This is a genomic window from Methylibium sp. T29, from assembly GCF_000576205.1.
In the GTDB taxonomy this organism is placed as follows: domain Bacteria; phylum Pseudomonadota; class Gammaproteobacteria; order Burkholderiales; family Burkholderiaceae_C; genus Methylibium; species Methylibium petroleiphilum.
The window spans coordinates 1-1,259 of the sequence record NZ_AZND01000506.1; the positions used below are offsets into that span (position 1 = coordinate 1).

Sequence of the window (1,259 nt, forward strand, 5' to 3'; positions counted from 1 at the left end):
CGCACGCGCTGCAGGCCCTGCGCGCCGTGGTGCTGCGCGAGGTGTTGAAGTTCTCGCAGCAGACCGGCCGGCTGCTGTCGGCGCTGGTGCGTCCGCTGCTGTGGCTGGCGGTGTTCGCGGCCGGCTTCCGCCACGTGGCCGACGCCTCGCTGCAGCAGCCCTACGACGTGTACATCGTGCCCGGCCTGGTGGGCATGGTGCTGCTGTTCAACGGCATGCAGTCCTCGCTGTCGATGGTGTACGACCGCGAGATGGGCCTGATGCGCCTGCTGCTCACCGCGCCGCTGCCGCGGCCCTGGCTGCTGTTCTGCAAGCTGTGCGCCACCGCGCTGCTGTCGGCGCTGCAGGCGCTGGCCTTCGTGGCGCTGGCGCTGCTGATCGGCACCGCGCTGCCGGGCCACTGGGCGCACGGCCTGCATGCGCTGCTCGCGCTGCTGGCCGCCGCGTTGATGCTGGGCGCGCTGGGCCTGCTGCTGTCGGTGCACATCAAGCAGCTGGAGAACTTTGCCGGCACGATGAACTTCGTGATCTTCCCGATGTACTTCCTGTCCACCGCGCTCTACCCGCTGCAGCAGCTGCAGGCCTCGGGCGTGCAGTGGATCTACCAGGTGGCGCGGCTCAACCCGTTCACGCACGCGGTGGAATGGATGCGCCTGGCGCTCTACGGCCAGGACCCAGGCAATGCACCCTGGGTGGTGCTCGGCTGCCTGGCGCTGTTCTTCACGCTCGCCTGCTGGGGCTACGACCCGCAGCGCGGCTTCGGGCAGCTCGCCAAGCGCGGCGGGGGCTGAAGCTGTCTTCCTCCCACGGCGGGCAAACTGCCCTGCACGGGAGCGCGGCGGCTGACTAAGATCGCGGCGAACCGACCCACCGCTCCGGCCTCTCGCCGGCGACCGGGCCCCGCCAACGATTCGGAGACTCCCATGCGATCCACGCTCACCCGGACCCCGCGGGCCCACGGCGCATGACGGCCGCCACCAGCGGCAACAAGCGCCGCATCGGCGGCGCGCTGCGCGCCAGCGGGCTGCCCGAACCGATCTGGCTCGAATGGGTGGCGCTGATCGGCCTGCTGGGCTTCGGCACCTGGCTGCTCGGCGTGCGCGGCGTGTGGGGCCTGCTGCTGAACTCCGACCCCACCGGACTCACGCTGGTGATCATCGTGATCTTCGTCGCCGCGTCGTTCTGGGCCGGCCAGCGCGCCCGCGAACTGCAGCAGCAGCGCGCCGCGCTGCACCACGCCATCGCCAGCGGCCGGCGCG

Annotated in this window: 1 protein-coding gene and 1 pseudogene; both read left to right on the forward strand. The window is 71.4% G+C overall.

Annotated elements, in window-relative coordinates:
* The coding region (locus x551_RS22415; RefSeq protein ID WP_036251777.1) for an ABC transporter permease at nucleotides 1-791 on the forward strand (791 nt) is incomplete at its 5' end.
* Between the two features lie 173 nt (nucleotides 792-964).
* Nucleotides 965-1,259: pseudogene (locus x551_RS22420) on the forward strand (hypothetical protein); the annotation flags it as partial.